Here is a 14,790-nt window from a genome sequence, read left to right on the forward strand (position 1 = left end):
CGGACCGATTGTTGCCTGAAGAACATCAATCATCCCAGTTCAGGGGGCACTTTCTTCAATTCGACACGCCGCTATCGGACATTGCCGTCGGTGGATTGAGGCTAAGGCCTTCAGGTCTTGGGTTTCAGGCGCTACGGTCTCCGCTCGCCGGCCACCCTTCGCGACGGTTACCGATATTTGCGGAGTTCGTTCTTGGCGAGGGCCTGCACGTGGACTTCGTTGGGGCCGTCGACGATGCGCATGGCGCGGTGTCACCCGTACATCACGGCCAGGGGGACGTCGTCGCTCACACCGGCACCGCCGTGGACTGGATGGCGCGGTCGATGACTTCCAGCACCACGCGGGGAACTGACACCTTGGCGGCCGAGGCGTACGGGGCGGCGGCCTTGTTGCCGTGCCGTGGAGCGTACGCATCCCGTCACGCCAGTGGTCGTAGAGAGACTCGCGCATGAGCGCGATTCGGTATATCACGGCGTTGAGTTGTCAGTTTCCTTTGCCTGAGAGGCGATGTCGAGGATGATTCGACGACCATCGAGGCCCGCGCAGATCCGCGAGACCTCCGACCTCGAAATCCCTGACCTGACCCCCAACGCGCCGACCACATCGTCGACGCTGCGGGTGGAGACGCCGTGCACATAGGCCTCCATAACGACCGCGTACAGGGCCTTGTCGATGCGGCGGCGCCGCTCCAGCAAGGATGGGAAGAACGACCCCGACCGCAGTTTGGGGATCTTGACCTCCACATCGCGGCTGGTGGTGGCCACGGTCTTAGTGCGATGGCCGTTGCGATGGGTGGTGCGGGTGTCGGTGCGCTCGTAGCGGCCGGCGCCGAGCTTGTCGGTGGCTTCGGCTTCGATCAGCGCCTGCAGGCCGGTGCGGATCAGTTCGGCGAACACGGTGGCGCTGTCGGCACCGGTGAGTGCGTCGTGTTGGGCGAGCAGTGCAGAATGGTCGTGGGTCATCGCGTGGTTGCTTTCTGTGCGTCACTTTGGTCGGTAACTCGTTGATCACTACGCGATGGCCCACTCTCGGCGAGGGAGCGACACGCCACGGACCTGGCCCGATGCCCTCAACCGATTCCCACCACTCCCTGGGACTTACCCTGGTCGAGCCTTCGAAAGACGCAGCACTATGGCAGATTACAATCGTGAAGGACGCCTTGGCAGAGCTACTGAAGGTTGAACAGGCAGAAGCTCCCCGGAAGTGATGAAGCTTCCCGTTCGCTGGAGCAGGAAAGTGGACCCACCGCCATGGCCCTTGCAACGCTGAACGGTCGGACCGACCGAGTTCCGTCTGCGAATCCGGCACCAGCAGCGGTATGGGAGTCGACCGCGCGGCCTGCACCGTCACCACCGCCGAAGTTACGCACGAGTGCGCACGTAGTTGCGCACACTCGCCGGCTCTGGCATCGTGGACTGTGCCCAGGGCAGTAGCACTGGTGGAGTGGACCCGGCAGCCTTCCGGACGGTTGGCGAGCCGGGTTTCGCGTTTCTATTCCACGATCATCGTCTTGCCGATCAGCGGCCGCACGTGAGCGGACCATTCGCCCCCTTTTGGCCAGGCACCACGCGACCGCATCCGGAATCCACAGCATCAATTCCTGCTTGGCCCGCAGATGGTGATAGGTCAGCCGGTCACGCAGCCCGTGCTTGCCGGTGCCATCGAACAAGACTCGCCGATCGGACCTGACCGTCGAATCGTCCTCCTCGAGCACCAACCGGGAGAGCGGTAGCTCGGCCAGGTCGCCGACGAGTGCTTCGAGGCATCGGGGACGTCCGATTTTGGGTGCGAGTTCGGCGGCATGGTAGACGCGGACGTGTATATCCAAGGTCACCAACGCCGAGCAGATCGCACGCCGGCGTGTGTCGCGCTCGGACTTGAAGTGAATGCGTTCTTGGCCTTTCAGTCGCAACGCCGTCAATGTCCGACGGGCCCGGTCCAGCGGACGGGTCGGCCACCGTAGCGACCACCATGATGCCGCGGACGGTGTTTTCGTCGATGAAGGCCTGCACGGCTACCGAGCCTAGAACGAACGCGATCACCGTCTGCCGAGCCTACCGCTGAGACCGGCAAGACGGGCTGACACGAAGGTCTTCTATGGCAGGAACAGCGCGTGTACGCATTGCACGCATTGCACGCGGAGCGTGGGACGCAACCATTGCCAGCATTGCTGGCGACGAGTGGGGATCGTCAGCAAAAGCAGTACCGACGTGACGGTGTGCGTTTCATGCCGAGGGGCCGGGCCCGGTATGGAATGGAATGAGTACCGAGAGCCGTCGATCCGGTGATACGCGGGGTGTCCAGGGTTGGCCGCCCAGTCGAGGGGTCCTCGCGACCGTCCCGGCCTCGGTGATCAGCGGCGAGTGTCACGTCGCGGTGCGCGGTGCTTTGAGTCAGATTCGGCATAGTCGAAGGATTCGCCGGTCAGAGCCTCGACCACTGCGGCGAGGTCGGTGTCGGTGAGAGCGTTGTTGTCGGTGACGGGGTCGACGGTCTTGCGGCGGTATGTCATCTGGAGGTCCTGTGCTCGATGGGAGTGTCTATCTGTGTTCTCGTACAGATGGTCGAAGGGGCAGGTCAGGTCGGGCTCTGGTGCAGAGGAGCGAAGCATTGATGGATCGGTCGCAACTGTGTAGCCGGTTCGGGTGGGTGTAGATGTTCATGGTGTTCCCGCGGAGGAAACCGACGAGGGTCGGTCCGGCGTCGTGGGCGAGGTCGAGGGCCCGGGAGGAGGGGGCGGAGACGGCGGCCAGGATGGGGATGCCGACCATGACGGCTTTCTGGTCAGTTCGAAGGAGGCGCGTCCGCCCACGACCAACACGGTGCGGCGCAGCGTTAACCGTCGATTTTCGACGGCCCAGCCGATGATCTTGTCGACGGCGTTGTGCCGTCCGATGTCTTCGCGCAGGTCAAGCAGGTCACCGTCGGTAGTGAACAGGCCAGCGGCGTGCAGTCCCCCGGCGCGGTCGAAGGTCGTCTGGGCGTGTCGGAGCGTGTCCGGCATCGTCACCAGGACGCCCGGATCGACGACGACGGGGTCGTGGGCGGGGGAGTGGCGGGTGCGTTGGCGGATCGCATCGAGGGAGGCTTTGCCGTACACCCCGCACGAGGAGGTGGTGTAGAAGTTGCGTTCGAGGCCGGTCTCGGGCAGGTCGACGCCGGGGGTGAGGTCGATGTCGAGGACGTTGTAGGTGTTGCGTCCGTTCTCGTCGGTGCTGTTGCAGTAGCGGATCGCGGTGATGGCGTCGCGGTCGGTGATGATGCCCTCGGTGAGCGGGAATCCTTGGGCGAGTTCGATGTCGGAGCCGGGGGTGCGCATCGTGACCGACAGTGCGGTGCCGTTGAGGCGGAGTTCGAGGGGTTCTTCGACGACCACGGTGTCCGATCGCACCGACCGGCGTTGCGCCTCGAGTCGGGTGATGCGGGTGTGGGTGGTTACTCGTCCCATGGATCGAAGCCATCTTCGTGAATGCCGTAATGGCCTACCGGTACTCGCTGTTCGATCCCGGGTGCAGGCAGCGGTACGGACACCCCGAGGTAGCGCAACGGCAGGTGGATGGCCGCAACGACGGCGTGGGCGATCAAGGTCAGCATCGGACATCGGCCTTAGATGGGAGTGGGTTCGAGTTCACGGCGGGAGATCTCCGGTGTGTCCTTGGATCTCGTGTGGGGTTCGAGGCGGATGGTGATCGCCTTGGAGACGGGGGTGTTGGATTTGCGGGCCACGTGATCCAACGGGACGAGGGGATTGGTTTCGGGATAGTAGGCGGCGACGTTGCCGGCCGGGGTGGATAGGAGACGAACCGGAAGTTCTCGGCCCGGCGTTCCTCCACGGCTCCGTCGGGGCGGGTCCATTCGAAGATCAGATCTACCCGGTGGCCCGGAGCTGTAGGATCTCCCGCCCCCAGGCACCGGCAACCAGTACAGATTGTTAACCGCGAACATGGCTTTTCCGGCTCTAAAACTGCAGGAGGTTGTTGACGGAGGGTTCACCAGTCTGGAGGTAGGTTACCGCAGAATTCAATCGACCGAAAGACTCACCGCGGCAGATCTATTCGGGTTCAGCATAAGGTCACGCATTCGTGGGCCTGCTTCACCCTGAACGGGATACTGCTGCCTCGACGCAGGGACCGAGGGGCGGCTGAAATGGGACGGATGATGCGAGATGGGGGACTGGGGTAGGGAGGTCTCCACTGAGGTGGTGTTGACAAATTGGCGTGACCCGGGTCATAGTCATTCCTAAGTACGCATGGACGTTCCTATATAAGCATGGAGTGAGCGTGGATCAGGTATCGCAGGGCTCGATCGATCTGCCGCAGCCGACCGGATACCCCTCCGTACCGTCGCTGCGCTTGGTCGACATCAAGAAGTCCTTTAGCGGGAACGCGGTTCTGGCGGGGATCAACCTCGACCTTCGGGGCGGTGAGATCGTAGGGCTGATGGGCCCCAATGGCGCCGGCAAATCGACCCTGATCAAAGTGCTCGATGGCTACTACACAGCGGATAGTGGTCACGTGGAGGTCGATGGACGGCAGGTCGATTCCCTGGCAGGACGCCCGGATGTTGCCTTTATTCACCAAGATCTGGGGTTGGTTGAGGATCTGAGTGTTGCCGACAACCTTCGACTCGGACAGCCGAATACCTCACGGTTCGGTCCACTAATCGACCGCCGAAGGGAAGCTCCTCTTGTGCGTGCGGCCTTGCAGTCAGTCAGCCTCGACATCGATCCGTCGGTTCTGATTAGGGAGCTGTCGCCAGGGCAGAGGACCTTGGTTGCGGTTGCTCGTGCTCTCGCACTGGGAGCGAACAAGGTGTTCGTCGATGAGGCGACCTCGAACCTCACTAAGGCTGACTCGCTGCTGGTCCTCGGAGTCCTTAAAGAACTCGCCGCAGCGGGAGCTTTGATTGTTGTAGTCACGCACAAGCTATCGGAGGTGTTCGAGTGCGCGCACCGCGCCGTGATTCTCATGGACGGTGCGATCGCCGCCGATGACCGGATGAGTGATCTGGACCGACCCGCCCTCGTGAGCAAGTTGCTCAAGCATGAGGAGGAAGCAGGGGCTGCCCTGAGCGCTGGGAAGTAGTGCCCCATAGAGTGGTGTAACTCGGTGGCCGAGATCGCTCGAATCGGCTGGCTTGCATGCTACGGCCCGGTTCCGCCGAACCTCAGCTGACGGGGTGTCTCTGTCGTGGTGAGAGTCGTCAGAGTCGAACGAGAAGCGCGCAGGGTTCAGCAGGCTCCGGGGATCCGGTGCCACATTCGGATCCGCTCGTCAGCGGAAGCGCGCGCCGCCCGGGGTTGGCGAGATGACCCTCGCGCGGCCACAACAACTGCTTGACGCTCCAGAAGAGGGGCATACATACTGTCGGACATTGTGTTCGATTCGGCGGGTGTCGTAGAGAACTTGTCGATCAGGGGGTTAACCATGGACGGTTCGATGCGCGCTGCCGCACAGGTACTCCGGACCAACTTCACCGATGTCGTGGAATCCGGACTGCGAACGTTCGGGCGGGCCGTCGAGCTTGCGGCAACCGTTGTCGGCGGTTCGGTCACCGACACAGTGCGAGGACGGTTCCGCTGGAAGGACGCGCTTCAGCAGGCGTGGTTCCTGGTGACCGTCACCGCGGTACCAGCCGTGCTCATCGCGATTCCCTTCGGAATCATCGTTTCGATCCAGGTCGGAAACCTCATTGAACAATTGGGCGCTGATGCATTGCTAGGAGCCGCAGGTGGTATGGGCGTGATCAAGCAGGGCGCCCCCATGGCGACCGGCTTCCTGCTGGGCGGGGCCGGCGCGGCCGCGATCGCCGCCGATCTCGGTGCACGAACGATTCGCGAGGAGATCGACGCTCTACGAACACTCGGCATCGACCCAGTGCGTCGCCTGGTGGTACCCCGTTTCGTTGCCATGGTCGTCGTAGCCCCGATGCTCAACGTCCTGATCATGGCGGTCGGCATCCTGTCCGGCTATCTAGCGGCAGTCATCGGGCGTGGCGTCACCCCCGGCAGCTACTGGGGAACGTTCGGCGCGTTCGTCACCACGAGCGACATCTGGGTCTCACTCGGAAAGTCGGTCGTCTTCGGGTTCCTCGTCGTGATCATCGCCAGTCAGCGTGGCCTCGAAGCGAAGGGGGGGCCGCGAGGAGTGGCCGACGGCGTCAACGCGTCGGTCGTTCTGTCGGTCGCCTCGATCGTCCTCGCGAACCTCGCGATCACGCAGATTCTTGCGCAGCTGCTGCCCCCGAGGCTGGCGTGATGGCGTCGTCGTACGTGCCCCGTGGTCTCGAGGGTGTCGTCCGTGCCGCTCGTGCGGGTCTGCGCGTCAACCCTGTCGAGTCGCTCGGCTTCACCCTCGTCTTCTGTTGGCGGGTGATCGCGTCGGTTCCATTCACTGTCGTCCACTACCGGCATCAGACGGTGCGCGCGATCACTGACATGACATGGGGTCGCGGATCCGTTTTCGTCGGTGGCGGCACTGTGCCGTTGCTCGCTGTTCTCGGGCTGGCGATGGGTGCACTGATCGGTATCGAGTCCTACACGACCCTGAACATGGTCGGACTCGGCCCGCTCACCGGGATCGTCTCATCGTTCGCAAGCACTCGCGAACTCGCGCCCATCGCCGCCGCAATCGGTTTCGCGGCGCAGGCTGGCTGCAGGATCACTGCCGAGATCGGATCCCAGCGAATCTCCGAGGAGATCGACGCTCTCGAGTCGATGGGACTGAGGTCGCTCCCGTTCGTCGTCACGACACGCGTGGTCGCTGGTGGTGTGGCGATCGTGCCCACCTTCCTCATCACGCTGATTCTCAGCTACTTTGCGTGCCGGTTGCTGACGATCACGGTGCACGGTCAGTCAGGTGGCGTCTATGACCACTACTTCCTGCAGTTCGTCAGCGGACCGGACATCCTCGCCGCCACGGCGAAGGCGGTCGTCTTCGGTGTGGTGGTGATCATGATTCACAGCTACCACGGCTTCTTTGCCTCGGGTGGCCCGGAAGGGGTGGGGTTGGCCTCAGGCAGGGCCGTGCGCGCCAGTTTCGTGGCGATCGTCGCTCTCAACATGCTGATGAGCCTCGCGCTGTGGGGATTCAACGCGACAATCATGTTCACGGGGTGACGACGATGCCAAATTACGCAGTGCCGGGAGTCCCCACGACCCGACCGGAAGCCACGAGGACCGGAGTCGTCGTCGTGGTTCTCGCCGTTGCCATCCTCCTGGTGTGGCTTGGACCGTTGACGTCCGCCGACGACCCGCGCATGCACGTTGTGGTGGAGACGGAGCTGCTCGGCGACGGAGTCGGCGAGGGCACTTCGGTGCGCTCCCGCGGAGTGGACGTCGGAACTGTCGAGGGTGTCACCGCCGCCGGCAATGGGATCGTGACACTGGATCTGGCGCTTGACCGTGATCGCCTGTTCGGGATCGACGACAGTCTTCGCGTCGATTACGCGCCATCGAACCTGTTCGGAATCAGCGGGGTGGAACTGGTGTCCGGACCCGGTGGCGCCGAGCTTCGAGACGGAACGACGATCGACCTGACCGGTCCCCGCGCTGGCGACGTCTACGACGCCACGATGAGTGCGTTACTGCGGCAGTTCTCGAGCATCACAGGTCAGGCTCTGACCCCGCAGCTGACATCGGCCCTGACACAGCTGTCCGCCGGCATCGATTCTTTCGCACCGCTGCTGCGGGCGGGCATCGCTGTCGCCAGCGTGGTCGAAGAGACTCAATGGATGCCAGCCTCGGAACTGGCGGGGGAATATGGCCGCGCTGCTACGGGGCTGGGCGACTTCACGGCCGCCACCATTGGGGTCTTCGACGTGCTGCGATCCAACCAACCGCTGCGTGAGGACCGCGAGCACTTCGACGCCACGGTGGACGCGATCGTGAACGACCTGCTACCTGCCGGCACCGCTCTCGGACTAGCCGGCGAGGACAACCTCACAGGATTCACAAATCTTGTTGTGCCCCTTCTGAATGCGGCGACCGCCTCGGTGTCGACGCCGCAACGGACCTCTGCGGAGCTTGCCGAGCTTCTCCGTCGGCTGAACCGGGGATTCACCGACGGCCCCGCCGGGCCGGTCTTGCAGGCCGAGGTGAACGTCGACACCGCGCCCGGAGTGGCGCACGTGCTGCTCGGACCGCTGGCCTCGATGGCGGCCCCGAAACCTGTGGGGGAGTGACATGTTGCGAACCGGAATGAAACTGGGCATCTTCGGCGTCCTGATCGTGGTCCTTCTCACGGCGGTGATCACCGCCGTGCAGCGACCTGTCGATGGGGACACCGACAGTTACGAGGGCATGTTTACCGATGCCAGTGGCCTTGCGACCGGTGACGACGTCCGAATGTTCGGTGTCGCCGTGGGCAAGGTGGAGTCGGTGGTCCTCGCGGGCAGCCTGGCCCGCGTGCGGTTCACGGTGCTGTCGAACCACTCGGTATTCGACAACTCGACGCTCGCGATCCGCTACCAAAATCTGACCGGTCAAAGGTATCTGGATGTGCAGCAGGCACCCGAGCCTGGGTCGCAGATCGGCCCTGGTACGTCGATCGACACATCACAGACGGTGCCCTCGTTCGACATCACCTCCGTGTTCAACGGGCTTCGACCGGTGTTGAAAGAGCTGTCCCCGGAATCGTTGAATCAGTTGACACGCAGCGTGATCGCAGTCATCGAAGGCGACGGCACCGGCATCGGCCCGGCGATGGATTCAATCGGCCAGTTGAGTGAATACGCGACCGACCGCCAAGTGGTCGTGTCGACGTTGATTCGCAATCTGTCGATCATCTCCGAACAACTCGGAGGTCGGTCCCCTCAGGCCATCGTCCTGCTCACCCAACTCGCCAATCTCTTCGACGAGTTGCAACGCAAGGTAGAAGGCGTCGTCGACTTCGCCCTCACGGCGCCAGCCGTGATGGCGCCGCTGGACAGTCTTTTGGCGAACCTTGGGTTGACGCCGGAGTCGAATCCCGATCTCGATGAACTCGTCCGAACTGTTTTTCCGAACCCAGCCGCGGCCGTGGACTCGCTGCGCAGGCTCCCCGTGGTGCTCCAGTCACTCGACATGCAGGCTGCGACCGGCGGGACAGGTCTCGACCTCGGATGCAGTCGAGGGCCAGCGGAGTTGCCGACGCAGCTTCAGGTCTTGATCTCGGGGCAGCGAGTGGTGGTGTGCCAGTGATGGTTCGACGGCTTCGCGAGCGCCGGTCACGGGAATCGCAGGCAGGTTTCACAGAGCGCCGCGAACTCCGGCGAGGGTTGCTCGGTGTCAGCGTGGTGGTTGCCCTTCTCGGCGCTGCGGGCCTGTTCTCGGTGCTTCCGGTCGGCAAGCACACGTACACGGCTTTCGCGACCGAGGCTCAGTCGATCGCGGTTGGCGACGGGGTGAGAGTCGCCGGAATATCCGTCGGCACGGTCACCGAACTCGAACTCGAACCCGACCACGTGCGGTTGACGTTCACCGTCGACCGTGACGTCTTTGTCGGCCGTGAGTCGAGTCTCGACGTGCGCATGCTGACCATCGTCGGTGGCCACTACATCGCACTGCAGCCGGCTGGCGACCAGCCCTTGGGAGATCAGCCGATACCTGCAGATCGAGTGCGGTTGCCGTACAGCCTCAACCAGGTCTTCCAGGACGCGATCCGCCCATTGGACGCCGTCGACGGCGGCTCGGTCAACGAGTCACTGACACTGTCCGGCGCGGCGCTCGAGGCCGCACCAGACAGTGTGCGACAGGTAGTTGAGGGGCTAACGTCGTTCGCCGACATACTCGACCGCCAGAGCGACCAGGTGTCAGAGGCCCTCGCGGTTGTCGAGGAGTACTCCGGTGCACTGGAGCAGACCAAAGCACAATTGGCGAGATTCGTCGTCAGCGTGAACCAGTTGGAGACGACGGTACTGGACAAGCAGGCCGAGATGCAGTTGGCCGGAACGCTGACAGTGAGCGCCATCCAGCGGATCGAGGGCCTGGAACCCGCGTGGCAAGCGACGGTGAAGCCCCTCGTCCCCGTGTTGAAGGAACTGGCCCCAGAACTTGTCCGCATCAGCGAGAACCTCGACACGATGCTGGCCACAGTCCGGTCGCTCGCGACGCGGACGGACCAGATCCTCGCCACCGATGACCCTGTCATCGACGACTCCGGCACCGTCGTCGTCGCACCTCGCCTGTGTGTACCCGTCCCAGGAAGAAGCTGCTGATGATCCACCGCCTGCTCGGCTCCCGGGCACTCATGTCGATCATCGGAACCGTTGTTCTTGCCCTCGTCGTGATCGTCGGCTTCACCGTCTATTCCGGTCCAGACGCGCGCAGTCTGTCGTACTGCGCGTTGATGCCGGATTCGATCGGACTTCACAAGGACAGCAAGGTAACCATCCGCGGCATCGACGTCGGTGCCGTCACCGCAATCCGTGGCAACGGCGCCACGGTTCGTGTCGACTTCACGGTGGAGGAGAAGCACGCACCGGTGGGCGAGGTGTCGGCGACGACGGTCTCCGACAGCATCGTCGCCGACCGTGATCTCACGGTGTTCAGCGACGGTGCCGGACAGGCGTGGAATCCCGACACATGTATCACCAGTACGTTGACGCCACAGAGCCTCACCACTGCACTGGACGCCGTGGCCCACCTATCGGACGAGCTTCGTGGGACCGAAGTCGGCACCGAGTCGGATCTAGGAGAGTCGCTGCGGGCCCTGGACAATGCGCTGTCGGGTACCGGTGGCGAGGTGAACACGATGATCAACACGCTCGGAGGAGCGCTGGGTTCGGCTGATGTCGACATCGCACGGATCGGCCGGATCATCGATGCGTTGTCGTCGCTCGCAGCGAGTGCGAACCGCGGGTGGACGGACATCCAGGCAATGTTCACCCGGTTCCCCGAGACCTTCGAGGTGCTCGACAACCAGCTGTTCCCGATGGTCGTGGAGTTGGGCGACGCACTAGCGAAGGTGCTCCCGATGTTGAACGAACTGAGTGTGCTGGCCGGAGGATCTGTGAGTAAGGAGCTCGAATCGACGGTTCCATTCCTGCGGTGGGCGGCGGCGAACGTCGACGGTCTGCGTGGTCTCCTGGACATGGTGCCAGGCATCGCGGCCGGGTTCGGGAATGTCACGGACCCTGTCACAGGGCGGGTCTCGATCGGATACGCGGCACCGAAAGTCGCGCTCCGCGGCGACGAGGCGAGCGCTCTGTGCACCGCAGTGAACGCGGCCACTCCCGGCCGCTGCCGGGACGTCGACGGTATACCGACGACGGACCTTGCGCAGTTGGTGCTCGGGGCGGTGACGTCCCGATGAGGCATCCCTCGACGGTGGCGCTATGCGCTCTGTCAGCGGTGGCGGTCACTGTCGCTGGCTGCGGAGTGGACCCGGCGACAGTGCCCGTCCCCGGCACCGGCGTGACGGGCGACACCTACACGGTGCACGTCGAGTTCACCGACGCTTTGAACCTGCCGATGCGCGCCAAGGTGTTCGCGGACGGCGCGCAGATCGGCACCGTGATGGATGTCTCGGTGGTCGACCCGTCGCCCGGACCGGAACCCGAAGCCGGCTACGCCGTTGTCGATCTCGAGTTGCTCGAGTCGGTCAGGCTCCCTGCGACGACCCGAGCGGAACTGCGACAACAGACCATCCTCGGAGACATCCACGTTGCGTTGATGACCAGTGGAGACGACCAATCGGGCGATGCCCTCACCGACGGGGCGACCATTCCTCGCAGCCGGACCCGGCCGACGAATCAGATCGAGGACACCATGGCCGCGCTCGCGCTGTTCGTCAACGGCGGCGCGGTCACCACTTTCCAGGAGATCGTCGACGAGCTGAACTCCGTTCTCCCTGCGGACGCGGCGCAGACGAGGCGGATCTCGGAGAATCTGGCTGCAAATGCGCGGGACCTGGCGTCGAACCAGGACGATCTCGACGTCTTGCTCGACGGGCTCGGCGGCGCGACCCAGCAGGTCGCCGACAAGTCCCCGCTCCTGGCGGACATTCTCACTGACGGTGAGGTGGAACAGCTCGTGGACGCGGTGTCGTCGCTCCTCAGCGCGCTCGGGCTGTTCGGCCGCATCGCCGAGATCAGTCGCGCTCTGTCCTGGCTGGCCCCTGTGCTCACCGCGAGTGACGGCGCAGCGGAGGCGTTCATGCCGTTGGCGTTCGCTGCCCGCCCGTTCAACCTGGACGACCCGTCGAACCTGAAGCTATTAACGGAGCTACTGCGGGACAAAATCCTGCCGTGGTTCCAGTACGGCCCGAAGGTGAATGTGCAGACTGTCACCGTGGGCGACCCGATGTCGACGGACGACCAGGTGGATCAGATCGTCGACACTCTCCGGATGATCGGGGTGGTCCGGTGACCCGCGGGATGTGGTTGTCGCTGGGCGCTATTGCTGCGGTTTTCGTTCTCGGCGCCTCCTATCTGTTCCTCGGCGTGGCGCAGATCGATCCGTTCCGGCGGCATATCACCGTCATGATGGTTCTCGACGATGCCGCCGGTCTCCTTCCAGGGTCACCTGTGCTGGTACGCGGAATCGAGGTAGGGGAGGTGAGTGCCGTCGACGTCGCGCCCGGCGGGGTGCAGGTTATGCTTGCGCTCGACGAGGCTGAACAGGTTCCCGCTCAAAGCTCGGTTCGCGTCGAGAACCTGTCGGCACTTGGCGAAACGTATGTCGACTTCCGTCCGTCGACTACCGACGGGCCGTATCTGATTGACGGTCAGCTCGTCTCATCGGAGTTGATCGACGCCTCGATGTCGATTCCGATGGTGGCGCGGTCGGTCACCGGCTTGCTTAACGAACTCGACCCGACAGTGCTCGCGTCCTTGACGAATACCCTCGACGAATCGCTCGCCGGCACGGGTAGCGTGACACCGAAGCTCCAGCGTTCGGCGGAACTGTTGTCCGCTACGTTGCTGACGCGGCTGCCGGAGATCAGGCAGTTGTCGGTCGACTTGCAGGCGATGGGCGGGAACATGTCGTGGCTGGAACCGTCCGCCCGGGCGTCGTCGCCGCTGTGGACCCTGTTCGCGCAGCGTTTCAGTGAGATCGTCGACTCCCTGGCTCGTGTCTCGAAGGCCGGTGACGCGCCGCGGATGTACGTCGAGGGCGACGGCCTGATACCTCAGCTGGAGCGCGTCACCGACTGGGTCGAGCGGGAGGGGCCGACGCTGGCCGCGATCGCCCCGGTCCTGCAACCCCTGGTCAGCGGTGGGCTGCAGCCGATCGACCTCAGTGCGCTGATAACACAGGCATTGGGCGCGGTCGACGAAGATGGCGCGGTTCGCGTGGAAGTGAACCCGAAATGACGAACGGAGTTTGGTAATGGACAAGACGCCGTCGGCCCTCGACGAGTCGCCGGCCGAGGGGGGCTCCCAGGCAACGCAGCCCGGGCCCGCTACGGTGACCCTCCGGCGGTCCGTGCTGATCTGGGCAGGTGTCGGCGGTGTCGTTCTCGCCGCGGCGGCGGCCGTGTTCGGTTCGCTCTACGTGTCAGAGAGTGGAGCACGGAACGACGACCGCGCTGCCGCAGCGGACCGCGAGCACGCAGAGCAACTCGCCGAGGACTACGCTGTCGGTGCCGCGACCGTGGACTTCCAGGATCTGGACGCGTGGCTGGGCCGACTCAAGGAGGGGACATCGGACGAGCTCGCTGCTCGCTTCGAGGCGACGTCCCCACCCCTACGGGAGATCCTCCTACCTCTGCAGTGGAAGTCGACTGCGAGCCCCATCGCTGCGACCGTCGAGACGGAGGCGGACGGGGTTTACACGGTGAACGCGTTCGTGGATGTGGACTCGACGAGCGTGCAGAACCCGGACAGCGCGCAGTCCACGGTCACCTACTCGGTCACGATCGACCGGAACGCTGGGTGGGAGATCACCGACGTCGGCGGACTTGACGGTGCGATTCCTGGACGGTGAGCGACGCCGCCGACCGGATGGGCCGATCGGCGGCATCGAAGAGGTGGTTTGGTCGCACTACCCGGCGATCCGGTCGGCCCCTGGCCTGACCAGAGGGAGTACGAACTGCGCGGCGGCCCGGTGCGCTCGCGTGGCTTCGGGAACCAAGTTCACGAGTAGTTGGAAGACGTGCATCTGGCCCGGCCACAGTTGCAACTCGCAGCTGGCTCCCGCGCGACGCAGTCGGTCCGCGAGTTCGACTGCGTCGCCGGTGAAGAGCTCGCAGTCGCTAGCCTGGACGAGGACAGGCGGGAGGGCGCTGCCGGGGGTCGGCCGCAGGTCGGGCACCGCGCTCCGGCCGTCGAGGTAGTGGGCGACTGCGGCCCGCGCGACCTTCAGGGACAGCAGGCCGTCGTCGTTCGCCCGGTCCGGGGTGACGAGACCGAGGCCGAGGTCGGTCATCGGGGAGAACAGCACCAGTGCTGCGGGCGGGGTGAGACCTCGATCTGCCCGTGCCAGCATCAATTCGGTCGCGAGGTGACCGCCAGCAGAGTCTCCGGCGACGACGATGCGATCCGCGGCGAAGCCTTGTCGGACAAGCCATTCGAAGGCCGCGTCGATGTCGTCTCCGGCAGCCGGATTGCGGTGTTCCGGCGCCAATCGATAGTCGACGACAAAGACGGGCAACCCGAGTGCCGCGGTCAGCCGTCCCGCGACACCCCGGTAGCCGCGAGGTGACCCGGCGACGAATCCGCCGCCGTGCACGTACAGGACGGCGGCGTCGCTGGAGACGACCGGCGGCCTGGTCCATTCGCCCCGGACCGTTCCTGCGACGACGACCTCCACCGTCGTGCCGTGCACGGGGAACGCCGTCAGGCGCATGACCTGGTCGATCACGACTCGCG

The 14,790-nt window shown here is 64.3% G+C and carries 13 protein-coding genes and 4 pseudogenes; 10 read left to right on the forward strand and 7 right to left on the reverse strand.

Annotated elements, in window-relative coordinates; translation table 11 throughout:
• Positions 1–167 precede the first annotated feature (167 nt).
• From QNA09_RS28920 to QNA09_RS28945, 6 genes and pseudogenes are all read right to left on the reverse strand, one after another.
• Positions 168–397: pseudogene (locus QNA09_RS28920) on the reverse strand (acyl-CoA dehydrogenase family protein); the annotation flags it as partial.
• 133 nt (positions 398–530) lie between these two features.
• Positions 531–962: pseudogene (locus QNA09_RS28925) on the reverse strand (transposase); the annotation flags it as partial.
• A 1,391-nt stretch (positions 963–2,353) separates the two neighbouring features.
• Positions 2,354–2,512, reverse strand: coding sequence for a hypothetical protein (locus tag QNA09_RS28930; RefSeq protein ID WP_156666130.1), 159 nt, complete (start codon positions 2,510–2,512; stop codon positions 2,354–2,356).
• Positions 2,513–2,540: 28 nt separating this feature from the next.
• Positions 2,541–3,448, reverse strand: a pseudogene (gene fdhD / locus QNA09_RS28935) (formate dehydrogenase accessory sulfurtransferase FdhD).
• Entirely contained in the window at positions 3,436–3,594 is a 159-nt protein-coding gene (locus tag QNA09_RS28940) for a hypothetical protein (protein WP_156666129.1), read from the reverse strand. Before QNA09_RS28940 ends, fdhD begins: the two are co-directional and overlap by 13 nt.
• A gap of 12 nt (positions 3,595–3,606) precedes the next feature.
• Positions 3,607–3,887 (reverse strand): annotated as a pseudogene (locus tag QNA09_RS28945) (hypothetical protein); the annotation flags it as partial.
• Between the two features lie 393 nt (positions 3,888–4,280).
• Between QNA09_RS28945 and QNA09_RS28950 the strand changes: the two are divergent.
• The 10 genes from QNA09_RS28950 to QNA09_RS28995 all read left to right on the forward strand — a co-directional run bounded on the left by QNA09_RS28950 (position 4,281) and on the right by QNA09_RS28995 (position 13,906).
• On the forward strand, positions 4,281–5,084 hold the full coding sequence (locus QNA09_RS28950; protein ID WP_156666128.1) for an ATP-binding cassette domain-containing protein: 804 nt from the start codon (positions 4,281–4,283) through the stop codon (positions 5,082–5,084).
• A 342-nt stretch (positions 5,085–5,426) separates the two neighbouring features.
• The gene (locus QNA09_RS28955; protein ID WP_064257009.1) at positions 5,427–6,257 is read left to right on the forward strand and encodes an ABC transporter permease; all 831 of its coding nucleotides are present in this window, start codon (positions 5,427–5,429) and stop codon (positions 6,255–6,257) included.
• Positions 6,254–7,117: an ABC transporter permease gene (locus QNA09_RS28960; protein ID WP_156665294.1), complete on the forward strand. Its 864-nt coding sequence runs from the start codon at positions 6,254–6,256 to the stop codon at positions 7,115–7,117. Before QNA09_RS28955 ends, QNA09_RS28960 begins: the two co-directional genes overlap by 4 nt.
• Before the next feature lie 74 nt (positions 7,118–7,191).
• Complete coding sequence (locus tag QNA09_RS28965; RefSeq protein WP_082899731.1) at positions 7,192–8,181, forward strand: MlaD family protein; 990 nt, start codon at positions 7,192–7,194, stop codon at positions 8,179–8,181.
• A gap of 1 nt (position 8,182) precedes the next feature.
• Positions 8,183–9,178, forward strand: a complete 996-nt coding sequence (locus QNA09_RS28970) for an MlaD family protein (RefSeq protein ID WP_064257006.1) — start codon at positions 8,183–8,185, stop codon at positions 9,176–9,178.
• Complete coding sequence (locus tag QNA09_RS28975) at positions 9,178–10,194, forward strand: MlaD family protein (RefSeq protein WP_064257005.1); 1,017 nt, start codon at positions 9,178–9,180, stop codon at positions 10,192–10,194. The genes QNA09_RS28970 and QNA09_RS28975 overlap by 1 nt, the downstream gene beginning before the upstream one ends.
• Positions 10,194–11,291 (forward strand): MlaD family protein, encoded by a 1,098-nt coding sequence (locus tag QNA09_RS28980; protein WP_064257022.1) that lies wholly within the window; start codon positions 10,194–10,196, stop codon positions 11,289–11,291. The genes QNA09_RS28975 and QNA09_RS28980 overlap by 1 nt, the downstream gene beginning before the upstream one ends.
• 65 nt (positions 11,292–11,356) lie before the next feature.
• Positions 11,357–12,346: an MlaD family protein gene (locus QNA09_RS28985; protein ID WP_231912075.1), complete on the forward strand. Its 990-nt coding sequence runs from the start codon at positions 11,357–11,359 to the stop codon at positions 12,344–12,346.
• Positions 12,343–13,293, forward strand: a complete 951-nt coding sequence (locus QNA09_RS28990) for an MlaD family protein (RefSeq protein WP_082899729.1) — start codon at positions 12,343–12,345, stop codon at positions 13,291–13,293. The genes QNA09_RS28985 and QNA09_RS28990 overlap by 4 nt, the downstream gene beginning before the upstream one ends.
• Before the next feature lie 16 nt (positions 13,294–13,309).
• Positions 13,310–13,906, forward strand: a complete 597-nt coding sequence (locus QNA09_RS28995) for a hypothetical protein (RefSeq protein ID WP_064257003.1) — start codon at positions 13,310–13,312, stop codon at positions 13,904–13,906.
• A 57-nt stretch (positions 13,907–13,963) separates the two neighbouring features.
• On the opposite strand, the gene QNA09_RS29000 is transcribed toward QNA09_RS28995, so the two are convergent.
• A complete protein-coding gene (locus tag QNA09_RS29000) occupies positions 13,964–14,782 on the reverse strand; it encodes an alpha/beta hydrolase (RefSeq protein WP_082899728.1) in 819 nt (272 codons plus the stop codon).
• Between the last annotated feature and the right edge of the window lie 8 nt (positions 14,783–14,790).

Origin of the sequence: Rhodococcus sp. AH-ZY2 (assembly GCF_030916465.1) — a bacterium.
Classification (GTDB): Bacteria; Actinomycetota; Actinomycetes; order Mycobacteriales; family Mycobacteriaceae; genus Rhodococcus; species Rhodococcus ruber.

Bases quoted from the DNA above. Each gene is read 5' to 3' on its own strand.
- QNA09_RS28930 (WP_156666130.1), bottom strand. From the start codon at position 2,512: ATGACATACCGCCGCAAGACCGTCGACCCCGTCACCGACAACAACGCT.
- QNA09_RS28940 (WP_156666129.1), bottom strand. From the start codon at position 3,594: ATGCTGACCTTGATCGCCCACGCCGTCGTTGCGGCCATCCACCTGCCG.
- QNA09_RS28955 (WP_064257009.1), top strand. From the start codon at position 5,427: ATGGACGGTTCGATGCGCGCTGCCGCACAGGTACTCCGGACCAACTTC.
- QNA09_RS28970 (WP_064257006.1), top strand. From the start codon at position 8,183: ATGTTGCGAACCGGAATGAAACTGGGCATCTTCGGCGTCCTGATCGTG.
- QNA09_RS28975 (WP_064257005.1), top strand. From the start codon at position 9,178: ATGGTTCGACGGCTTCGCGAGCGCCGGTCACGGGAATCGCAGGCAGGT.
- QNA09_RS28980 (WP_064257022.1), top strand. From the start codon at position 10,194: ATGATCCACCGCCTGCTCGGCTCCCGGGCACTCATGTCGATCATCGGA.
- QNA09_RS28995 (WP_064257003.1), top strand. From the start codon at position 13,310: ATGGACAAGACGCCGTCGGCCCTCGACGAGTCGCCGGCCGAGGGGGGC.